The organism is Singulisphaera rosea (genome assembly GCF_054877945.1).
On the sequence record NZ_JBTYIP020000053.1, the window covers coordinates 23,449 to 34,051 of the forward strand.

Annotated in this window: 8 protein-coding genes; all 8 read left to right on the forward strand. The window is 66.7% G+C overall.

Annotated features, from left to right (window positions below):
• Window positions 1-112: 112 nt before the first annotated feature.
• Window positions 113-1,102, forward strand: a complete 990-nt coding sequence (locus ACYOEI_RS40080) for an AAA family ATPase (RefSeq protein WP_462856246.1) — start codon at window positions 113-115, stop codon at window positions 1,100-1,102.
• A 17-nt stretch (window positions 1,103-1,119) separates the two neighbouring features.
• Window positions 1,120-2,004: a DUF58 domain-containing protein gene (locus tag ACYOEI_RS40085; RefSeq protein WP_462856248.1), complete on the forward strand. Its 885-nt coding sequence runs from the start codon at window positions 1,120-1,122 to the stop codon at window positions 2,002-2,004.
• Window positions 2,001-3,044, forward strand: a complete 1,044-nt coding sequence (locus tag ACYOEI_RS40090) for a hypothetical protein (RefSeq protein WP_462856249.1) — start codon at window positions 2,001-2,003, stop codon at window positions 3,042-3,044. The genes ACYOEI_RS40085 and ACYOEI_RS40090 overlap by 4 nt, the downstream gene beginning before the upstream one ends.
• Before the next feature lie 189 nt (window positions 3,045-3,233).
• The gene (locus ACYOEI_RS40095; RefSeq protein WP_462856251.1) at window positions 3,234-4,310 is read left to right on the forward strand and encodes a VWA domain-containing protein; all 1,077 of its coding nucleotides are present in this window, start codon (window positions 3,234-3,236) and stop codon (window positions 4,308-4,310) included.
• A 22-nt stretch (window positions 4,311-4,332) separates the two neighbouring features.
• Entirely contained in the window at window positions 4,333-7,359 is a 3,027-nt protein-coding gene (locus ACYOEI_RS40100; protein WP_462856253.1) for a VWA domain-containing protein, read from the forward strand.
• A complete protein-coding gene (locus tag ACYOEI_RS40105; protein WP_462856254.1) occupies window positions 7,359-9,272 on the forward strand; it encodes a BatD family protein in 1,914 nt (637 codons plus the stop codon). Before ACYOEI_RS40100 ends, ACYOEI_RS40105 begins: the two co-directional genes overlap by 1 nt.
• 4 nt (window positions 9,273-9,276) lie before the next feature.
• Window positions 9,277-10,050: a tetratricopeptide repeat protein gene (locus tag ACYOEI_RS40110; protein WP_462856255.1), complete on the forward strand. Its 774-nt coding sequence runs from the start codon at window positions 9,277-9,279 to the stop codon at window positions 10,048-10,050.
• 280 nt (window positions 10,051-10,330) lie between these two features.
• The coding region (locus ACYOEI_RS40115) for a hypothetical protein (protein WP_462856257.1) at window positions 10,331-10,603 on the forward strand (273 nt) is incomplete at its 3' end.

The following is a 10,603-nucleotide window of genomic DNA, read 5'->3' on the forward strand; positions in this document are numbered from 1 at the left end:
TAGGAAAGGCGGACCGGATTTATCTAGTTCTTGAATGCGGAAGGCGGCGACGCCGGGAACGTCGGCGATCCCTTCGGGGAAGGTACGAGGTCGGGGGAGTAGATCGGGGAAAATGAGCGTCGACATCCAGAAGATCAAGGACCAGGTTCTCCAGTATTCGGACCAGCTCGACCGGGTGAAGTCGGAGGTCCGCAAGGCCCTGATCGGCCAGGACGCGATGTTCTCCCGGCTGATGATCGCCCTCCTGACCGGTGGGCACGTCCTGCTCGAAGGGGTGCCGGGCCTGGCGAAGACGACGGCCATCAAGGCGCTCGCGGCGGCGATCGACTGCAAGTTCAACCGGATCCAGTTCACGCCCGACCTGCTGCCGGCGGACCTGATCGGGACGCTGGTCTACAACCCTCGAGAAGCCTCGTTCAGCACCCGCAAGGGGCCGATCTTCGCGAACCTGATCCTCGCCGACGAAATCAACCGCGCCCCCTCGAAGGTGCAGTCGGCCTTGCTCGAGGCGATGCAGGAGCATCAGGTCACCATCGGCGACCAGTCGTTCGCGCTCGAGGAGCCGTTCCTCGTGCTCGCGACGCAGAACCCGATCGAGCAAGAAGGGACGTACCCGCTGCCCGAGGCGCAGGTCGACCGGTTCATGCTCAAGGTGATCGTCGGCTACCCGAGCCAGGCCGAGGAGCGGAAGGTCGTCGACGCCGCACTCGACGGCGTGAAGCGCGAGGTTCAGACCGTCCTCCATCCCTCGCAGCTCGCCGAGATGAAGCAGACGGCGGCCGCGATCTACCTCGACGAGAAGGTGCGGGACTACGCCCTCGACATCGTCAACGCGACCCGGCACCCCGAGCAGTACAAGCTCAAGGACCTGAAGCCGCTCATCGAATACGGCGCCTCGCCCCGGGCGTCGATCAACCTCTGCCTGGCCGCCCGCGCCAACGCCTTCCTCGTCGGACGTGCGTACGTGACCCCCCAGGACGTCAAGGACATCGCCCCCGACGTGCTGCGACATCGCGTCCTCCTCTCTTACGAGGCTGAGGCCGAGGAGACGACACCCGACGACGTCGTCCGCAAAGTGCTCGAGTCGGTCCAGGTGCCCTGAGCCTGAAGCCAACGCCAATGCCTACACGACCGCTCGAAGATATCCTGAAGGAAGTGCGCCGGATCCAGATCGTCGCAAGGCGGCAGGTCAACGACCTCCTCGCCGGCGAGTATCTGAGCGTCTTCAAAGGGCGCGGCATGGAGTTCGACACCGTCCGCGAGTACGTCCCCGGGGATGAGATCCGCAGCATCGACTGGAACGTCACGGCCAGGACGGGCGAGCCGTTCGTCAAGACGTTCTGCGAGGAGCGGGAGCTCACCGTCCTCCTGGCCGTCGACATCTCGGCCTCCGGCTCGTTCGGGTCGTCGAGGCTCAGCAAGATGGAGACGGCCGTGGAAGTGGCGGCCGTGTTGATGTTCACGGCGTTGCGGAACCACGACAAGGTCGGGCTCCTGTTCTTCACCGACGACGTCGTGAAGTACATCCCCCCGCGCAAAGGGAGGGGGAATGTGCTCCGACTCATCCGAGAGCTGCTCTCCACCGAGCCGGTCAAGGCCCAGACGGACATCTCGAAGGCCCTAGAATTCATCGGCCGCGTCCAGCGCCGGCGTTGTGTCGTGTTCCTCATGAGCGACTTCCTCGGCCCCGACTGCTCGAAGGCCCTGGCGATCGCCAACCAGCGGCACGACTGCGTCGCCGTCACGATGCAAGACCCTCGCGAGTCGAGCATGCCCGACGTCGGGTTCCTCACGTTGCGCGACGCCGAGACCGACGAGCTCCTCGAGCTCGACACCCGCCACCCCCGGGTCCGGGCCCTCTTCGCCAAGGCGGCACAGGATCGGGAGCGCCGACTCGCGGGCTGGCTCCGCCGGGCGAACGTCGACCGGCTCGAGATCCGGACCGACCAGTCGTATGCCTCCAGCCTCCAACGCTTCTTCCGGATGCGGGAGCGGCAACGATGAGCGCCGGGGCCGCACGCCGAAGGCCGGGACCGTTCCCGAGGTTCGCGACAGCCTTGCTCGCGACGGCCGCCTTGCTCCCGGACCTCGGCTGTGGGGCGAAGCCGGGGGCATCGGGCGGGGCTTCGGGCGACGTGATCGAGCGCAAGGCCGAGAAGGGCCCCGTGACGATGCTGGTGCGGGTCACCCCGAAGGAACCGAAGCTGTCGGACCTCGTGGAGATGGATGTTACGGTCGACTCCCAAGAGGGGGTCGAAGTCAAGCCGCCCGCGTTCGGCCAGGCGGTCGGCGACTTCTTGATCCGCGACTACACCGAGCGTCCCCCCGAGCCCGGCGAGACCCATCGCCGCCACTTCCACTACCAGTTGGAGCCGACCCGGGCGGGCAAGCACCTGATCCGCGCGATCTCGGTCGAGTTCACCGACAACCGCGAGAAATCCGAGCGACGCGGGGCCGCGACGCTGATCGAAACCGAGCCGCTCGAAGTCAACGTCACGTCCGAGTGGGGCGACGAGACCCCCGACCTGGCCCAGCTCGAGCCGATGGTGCCACCGCAGCAGGTCTCGCAGGTCCGCACGGCCTGGTGGATCGTCGGGGCGTCGCTCGCCTTGCTCGCAGCCCTCGGGCTGATCTTCGCGAGCCGGAGGCGCAAACGTAAGCCGGTCGAGCCGAGACGGCGAAGCCCGGAGGAGATCGCCCACGAAGCCCTGGCCCAGTTGCTGGCGGAAGACCTCCCGGGCCGAGGACTCGTCAAGCAGTTCTACCTGCGACTCACCGGGATCGTCCGCCGCTACGTCGAGGACACCACGGGCATCCACGCCCCCGAGCAGACGACGGAGGAATTCCTGCGCGACATGCGGTCAAAAGAGGCCTTCCCGCCCGAGCGTTCGGCCCGGCTCGCAGAGTTCCTCGAGGCGGCCGACCTGGTCAAATACGCCGGGCAGCAGCCAGGGGGCGACCAGATCGAGCAGGCGATCGCCCGGGCGCAGGAGTTCGTCAACCTGACACCGAGCGGGGCAGGGGAAATTTTAGCCACGGATTGAACACGGATACATTAAGAATAAGCAACCTATCATATCACAAGATTCCACGGATCAACGCAGATGATAAAACAAATTTACAAAATTTATCATTTTAATTTATCCGCATTTCATCTCTGTTCAATCCGTGGCTAAATAGTCCCCGGCTCAACCCGTGGGCAAAGCCTCCGTGGCGAACGTAGTGGAGTTCCCGTGTACGCGATCCGGTTCGAGTCGATGTTCTGGCTGATCCTCGCCCCGCTCGCGATCGGCGTCCTTTGGTGGCGCCGTCGGGCGAGGCGAAGGCCGTCGGCGGTGTTCTCGAGCGTGGGGGATCTCAGAGATCTTCCCGTCACGCTGGCGCAGCGGATCCGCCGCACGTTACCCTATGTCTATGCCGTCGGGCTCTGTCTCGTGATCGGGGCGCTCGCGAGGCCCCGTGCGGGGAGGGCGGAGACGAGGATCAGCGGGGAGGGCATCGCCATCGAGGTCGTGCTCGACGTCTCGGGCTCGATGCAGGCCATGGACTTCCAACTCGACGACAAGGAGGTGAACCGGCTCGAGGCGGTCAAGCACGTCGTTCGGGAGTTCGTGCTCGGCTCACGCGAGAGCGGATTGCCGGGGAGGCCTGACGACCTCGTCGGACTCGTCGCGTTCGGCGGCTTCGCCGACAGCAAGTGCCCGCTGACGCTCGACCACGGAGCCCTCGTGGACATCGTCGGGAGCCTCGAGGTGCCCCGGCCGATCCGGGACCGCGAGGGGCGGGCGATCAACGCCGAGTCACTCCGCGAGGAGCTCGCCACGGCGATCGGCGACGGGGTTGCGGCGGGCGTGGATCGCCTCCGGGGCGCGAAGACGAAGAGCAAGGTCTTGATCCTGCTGACCGACGGCGACTCGAACGCCGGGGTCGTCGACCCGCGCGAGGCGGCGAAGATCGCGGCCGAGTTGGGCATCCGGATCTACACGATCGGCATCGGCCGCAACGGCGCGGTGCCGTTCCCGGAGGAAGATGCGTTCGGCAACCGCGTCCTCGTGCCGGCCCAGTTCCGGGTCGACGAGGAGCTCCTCCGCGAGATGGCGAAGGTCACCAACGGCCGGTACTTCCACGCCTCTAACACCGAGGGGCTGGCGAAGGTCTATTCCGAGATCGACACCTTCGAGAAGTCGGCCGTGGAGGAGACGAGGTACTCGGAATACACCGAGCTTTTCCGATGGCTCGCCGCGCCGGGGTTGGCGGTGATCCTCGCGGTGGGCATCCTGTCGGAAACCCGATTTCGCTCGTTGCCCTGAGAGGGGAGGGGACCGGTCGGCGATGGAATGGCAAGACCCGAAATGGCTGTACCTGATCCTGCCCCTGGCCCTGGCCTGGCTGCTGCTCTCGCTCGACTCCCGGAGGCGGCGACGGCGGGCGGCTGAGGCGTTCGTGGCGCAGGCGATGTGGACCCGGATCCTTCCCGCCGAGTCGCCGGGCCGGTTCTGGGCGAAGCTCCTGTTGCGTGAGACGGCCCTGGTCGCCGGGCTCGTCGCCCTCGCCGGGCCTCGTTTCGGGGCGCAGACGGAGGTCGTGATCCCTCGGGGCAGCGACCTCTACGTTCTGATCGACGTCTCGCGCTCGATGCTCGCCGAGGACGTCCCCCCGAGCCGGCTCGGCCGCGCCAAGGCCGACGTGGCGGCCCTGCTCAATCGGCTCGACGGCGAGCGCGTCGGCCTGGTCGCGTTCGCGGGCCAGGCGGTCGTGAAGTGCCCCCTCACGGTCGACTATGACGCCTTCCGCCGGGCGCTCGACGAGCTCGATCCGGGGAGCGCCCCGAGGGGAGGGACGGCGATCGGCGACGCGATCCGCAAGGCGCTCGAGGTCTTCCAGGCCCAAGGCGCGAGAGATCAGGCCATCCTGCTCATCACCGACGGCGACGACCAGCAATCTTACCCACTCGAGGCGGCCCAGGCCGCCGCCGAGCGGCACGTGACGATCTTCACCATCGGGCTCGGGGACACCAGCCAGGGGGCCCGGATCCCCCAGCAGGCCCAGGCCAAGTCGTATGTCGAGTACGAGGGGCAGCAGGTCTGGAGCAAGCTCGACGGCTCGCTCCTGAAAGAGATCGCGCTCAAGACCTCGGGAGTCTACGTCCCGGTCGAAACCAAGGCCTACGACCTTGGGGAGCTCTACACCAAGTACCTCCAGGGACGCCGAGGAGGCGCCGAGGAGGCCCGCAAACGGATCCGGCGGGCGGACCAGTTCCAGATCTTCCTCGCGCTGGCGATCCTGGCACTCCTCGCGGACGCGTTGACTCGCCCGTATCGAGATCGGGGTGAGACCCCGGCAGCGACCGATGCGTCGAAGGTCGGCGGCCAAGGGAAGGCCTCCTCGGGTCGAGAAACCCGAGGTGCCGCCGTGACCGCGGCCCTGGCGATCGCATTCGGCTCGACCTTCGCCGGGCAGGGTCGAGCCGACGAGGGGTCCGACGCCATCCGGGATGGCCTGAAGCTCTACGGGTCCGGCGAGTTCGACAAGGCCCGCGACCGGTTCTCGAGCGCCCGGGAGAAATTCCACAGCGTCGACGACGCCAAGTCCGCGATCGCCGCGTTCGATCAGGCGTGCGCCTCGCACCGCAAGGGGGACGTCGCCCAAGCCCGAGAGTGGTATCTCAAGGCCGGATTGGCCCATGACCGGACCCTGGCGGCTTCGGCGCACTACAACCTCGGGACACTCGCGGCGGAAGACGCTCGACGGCTGGCTGGCGACAAGCCCGAAGACGTCGCGGCCGACAAGCGGCCGCAGATCCTCGAGCAGCTCGCCGGCGCAGTGACGTCGTTCCGGCACAGCCTCGAGCTCGAGCCGAACAATGCCCGAGCCCGACGCGACATCGAGCTCGTCCGGCGCTGGATGAAGTACTACACCGAGCGTTGGCGCGAACGCGACCGCGAGAAGCGTCGCCAGGAGACGAACCTCGTCGCCTTCCTCGAGTACCTGGTCGACGCCGAACGCGCCCTGAGCGAATCGATCAAGGCCCTCCCCGCGACCGCGCCCTCGGAGGCCTTCGCCGAGCCGAAACGCCTCCAGGACGAGCTCCAGGGCGAAATCGGCCCACTCAAGGAGAAGATCGAGGCCGAGCTGAAGGCCGGGGCCTCGGGGGGAGGTGGTAGTGCGGGCAACGCTCCCCAGGGGACGTCGAAGGAGTTGGAGAAGGGGATCGCACTCCTCCAAGAGTGGGCAACGGCCGCCGGCGAGAAGATGGTCTCGGCCTCCAAGAAGCTCGACGAACGCCAGGGCGGCCCCGCAACCGACGATCAGAAGGCCGCGATCGAGGAGCTCGACAAGATCTGGGAGGCCGTGATCCCATTCCCCGCGCTCCTGGCGCGAGACCTCGCCGATCAGACGAAGATCACCCAAGCGTTGGCACCGGCCGAGCCTCCTGCCGACGCGAAAGCAGCCGGGCCTGCGACGCCAGCTCCTTCGACGACTCCCGACAACACCAGCAAGCCGGGGAAGGCTGCCACACCTCCCTCCACTCCGCCCCCAACGCTCGGGACCGAAGGCGAAGACCTGGCGCCACTCGCCGAGCTCCAGGACCGGACGAAGCGCCGGACCCAGCTCCTCAAACTGAAAGCCGAGGCCGGACTCGCCCAGCCCGATCCCCCGCAGCCTCCGGCTCCCAAGCCCCCGGCGAGCGGGACAGGCCCAAATCCGGCCGACGCCAACGGCGCGGCTCCTCAACCCGTCGACCCCGAGCAGATCAAGGCCGGATACCGGAAGGCCGTCGAATTGGCCCCCAAGGCCGTCGAGCAGATGGAGCGGGCCTCGAAAGCCCTCCAGCAAAAAGACCGACCGGCCGCATATCCTCCCGCGGAGGAAGCCCGCAAGATCCTCGAAGAGATCCAAAAGGCTCAGCCCAAGAACGACCAGAAAGACCAGCAGAAGCAGGACCAGGATCAACAGAAGAACGACCAGGACCAGCAGAAGAAGGACCAGCAGAAGAAGGACCAGGACAAGAAAGACCAGCAAGACGAGGATCCGCAGAAGAAGGACCAGGACAAGAAGGATCGAGAAAAAAAAGATCGGCAGAAGAAGGATCAGCAGAAGAAGGACGAAGGCAAGAAAGACCAGGACAAGAAGGATCAAGAAAAGAAAGATCAACCGAAGAAGGACGAGCAGGAGAAAGACCCGGAGAAGACGGACGAGCCCGAGAAGGGCGATCAGGGCAAGCAGCCGCAGGTCTCGAAGGATCGCATCGAAGACGCCTTGCGTAAGGTGCGCGAACGGCAGCAGGAGAAGCGCGAGCGGGACCGCCGGCTCAAGGCGTACACGACGGGCCGGGTCCCCGTGGAGAAGGACTGGTGATGCGACGGACCTACCTTGCAACGACCGCCCTGGCGATCCTGTTGACGATGACCGCCGGGAGCTTTGCCGACGAACCGGTGATGGTGGTCGAGGCCGGGGCCACCGAGATCTTCAGCGGCGAGAGCCTCGACTACATCGTCGAGATCCGCAACGTCGACAGTCCGGTGCCCCCCGACGTCACGGCGTTGCGCAAGGATTTTGAGGTCGTCGCCGCGGGGGACGAGTCGCGCAACCAATCTTCTCGGTTTATCATCAACGGAAGAGTCACCGAAGAACATATCTACGGTCACGTCTATCATTTTCGGCTCACGCCGAAACGCTCGGGCGTGCTCACTATCCCGGCCCCGACCGCGACGATCGCCGGAAATACGATCACCGGGCAGGAACTCCCGCTGAAGGTCAGCGTCCCTGAGGCGCAGGACCTGGTCATCGCCGAGATCAAGACCAGCCGGCCCCGGCTGTATCCGACGCAACCGTTCGAGGTGACGCTCCGGATCCTCGTGCGTCCGCTGCCGGACAACGCCGACCTCGACCCGCTCGGGCCGCTGCGTCGACGGCCGCCGCACATCGAAGTCAACTGGGTCGACGACATCCCGGGCCTGACCGGCGAGGACAAGTCGGAGTGGCTCCGCGAGTTGATCTCGGAGGATGGCAGCGGTTTCGGGATCAACGAAGTTACGACGCGGAACGGCATGTTCTTCGGGACGCCGCAGGCCGCCGTCTTCAACCTGTTCCACAGGCGAGAGAATCGCAAGGGGATGGACGGCAAGACAATCCATTACTACGTCTACGAGCTCACTCGTAAGTTCACCGCCGATAAGGCCGGGACCTACCGCTTCGGTCCGGCGACCGTGAAAGGGACCTTCGTCTCGGCCGAGGAAGGGGATCAGTACACACCCAAACGCCTGGTCGCGGTGGCGCCGACCGTCTCGCTCGAAGTCCGCGAGGTCCCGACCCCTCGGCCAGCGACCTTCTGCGGCGGGATCGGCGACTACCGACTCGCGGTCTCCGCCAAGCCGAAGGCCCTCCGGGTCGGCGATCCCCTGACCCTCTCGCTCGAAGTCGAAAAACAGCCCGGCGCCGGGTCGCTCGACCTGATCTCGGCCCCCGACCTCTCGACCAACCCCCGGATCGCGGACGAGTTCGAGGTCGTCGACAAGAGCCCCACCGGTCGCAAAGACGGCGACGTGAAGCGGTTCGAGTACGCCCTCAGGCCCAAGCGGACGGGGGTCGGCATCCCCCCGCTAACCATGACGGTCTTCAACCCGAACACCGAACGATTCACCGAGGTCGCGAGCCAACCGATCGCGCTCGATGTCTCCGCCGCGAGCAAGCTGGCGGCGGGGGACCTCATCGGGGCGGTCTCGGGAGGGCCGACGGCCGAGATCAAGTCGCGATCCCAGGGGATCTACCAGAACGTCACCGACTTCGGAGAGCTGCGAGACGAGCGCGTGAATCTCAACGCGCTGTCGGGAATCGCCGCGGGGGTCTGGCTCGCGACGGGAGCCCTGGCCGTCTTCCTCTCGAGGCTCCGGAACAAGTCGGGTGACCTGGTTTGGCGCCGGAAGCGACAGGCCCGACGTTCGGCCGAGGCTCGGCTCGCCGAAGCCCGCGAGGCCCAGGCCCAGGGGCGGCCTCGAGACGCCCTGCGTGCGGTCCGCTCGGCCCTGGTCGGCCTGATCGCCGACATGCGGAACCTCGTCGCCGAAGGGTTGACGACCACGGATGTCGACGCGGCCCTCGCCCAGGCGAAGGGACTGCCGGAGACCGAGCGGGCCTCGGTCCTGCGGCTCCTGGAGGCCGTCGAATCGGCCGAGTACGGCCCCGGTGTCGCCGCGGAGGCCCCGGCGATGATCGAGACGGCGAGCGGGCTCATCCCGAGCCTGGCTCGCCACCTGGAACGGAGCTCATAAACTCATGCGACGACCCGTCGTCTTGATCGTGCTCGTCGCCGGAGTTACGGCGGCCCCGGCCCTCGCCGCCGGGACCGGGGCCGTGGATCGCGAACGGACGTTCCTCCGCGCCCTCGAGGTCTTCGACGCCGCCAAGACGCCGCAAGACTATCGCGCGTCGGCCGCGATGTTCGAGTCGCTCCTCGGCGACGGCTACCGGAACGGGGCCGTGTACTATAACCTCGGCAACGCTCATGTCCGGGCGGGCGAGTACGGCCGGGCGATCTCGGCCTATCGCAAGGCCAAGCCCTATCGTCCGCGCGACCCTTATCTCGAAGCGAACCTCCGCCAGGCGCTCGCGTCCGCCCCGGGCCACCTCCCCGGGCCGCCCCCGCCTTGGTGGTCGCACGTCCTGTTTTGGAGCGGCTCGCTCTCGTTCCCCGAGAAGGCCTACTCGGCGTTCGCCGGCGCGATCTTGGCCGCGCTCGCCGCGTGCCTGGCGCTACTCCTGCGGAGGCCTCGGCTCCACTGGGTCGGCGTCGCCGGCCTCGTGGTCGCCGCCGTGATGGCGCTCGACGCCGGCCTGGCCTATTCCGAAATCGCCGGGGCGAGGCTGGGCGTCGTCACCCACGAGACCGTCGCCCGCAAGGGGATCGGGAAGGACTACGAACCGGCCTTCGACCAGCCTCTCAAAGACGGCGCCGAGTTCACCGTCCTGTCCCGCAACGGCGACTGGGTCTTCGGCCACTTCGAAGGCATCGGCGACGGCTGGCTGCGACGCGAGCACGTGGTATTTTAGCTCGGCGTAGTACGCCTGCGTCTCCATCAACCAGTCGGCCCGCTTCAGGTCGCGAGCCCAGCGATCGTCCTGCGACCGTTCGGGATCACCTTCGCGCTCACGGCGCCCCTCGACCGGCCCGCACGCGAGGACTGGGGCCCCTTCGACGAGGTCGCCGACGACCCCGAGGACGCCGCACGCGACGGCGCTGACCAACAAGGCCACGCCTCCCACACCGAGCAAGAACCCGAGGTAGTCCGCCTCGTGGGTCCCGAGCCAGAACCCGACCGCGACGACCGCCATGACGACCATCATCCGGCCGACCGTGAATTGGGGGATCGCCATGAGCCGCTCCTTGGATCCACCCGGCGAAGTCGATGCCCGCTCCCCCCATCCTATCGAAGGGAGGATTCACCACAAAGGCACAAAGGACACAAAGAATACTAAACCGAAGTTCCAGCTTGCCGAGGTGGGATTTTCCGGGCCGGGGATCGACTTACGTCAAAATCGATTCCCCGTTTCTGGCTACAACGCGATCAAACGCAGTGATTCGGACTGGAGCTCGTCGGCCTCC